The 250-nt window shown below is 64.0% G+C and carries 1 protein-coding gene; it reads right to left on the minus strand.

Annotation, left to right across the window (positions count from 1 at the left end):
- Nucleotides 1–225 (minus strand): 50S ribosomal protein L24 (gene rplX, locus L9G74_RS24500; protein ID WP_238898860.1); only part of this gene is annotated, 225 nt, incomplete at its 3' end.
- Between the last annotated feature and the right edge of the window lie 25 nt (nt 226–250).

Genomic DNA, 250 nt, shown 5'->3' on the forward strand with positions numbered 1-250 from the left:
GCGGCGATAGACCTGGACCACTTTGCCCTCGCGGCCCTTGTAGGTTCCCCTCACCACCTGCACCTCGTCGTCCTTGCGAACCGGAATGGACCGCACGTTGTACTTCGACCGGAGCTCCGCCGACAGAGGGGCGCTCATAAGCACCCGCCGCACGCTCGACGGCGCCGTGAAATGAGCCTTTCGGCTCTTGCGGCGGCTGCTCGACACACGTGGATTGAACTTCATCTTCTCTCCCTGTTGCCGCCGCTGC

The sequence above is a fragment of the Shewanella electrica genome (assembly GCF_022321485.1).
GTDB lineage: Bacteria > Pseudomonadota > Gammaproteobacteria > Enterobacterales > Shewanellaceae > Shewanella > Shewanella electrica.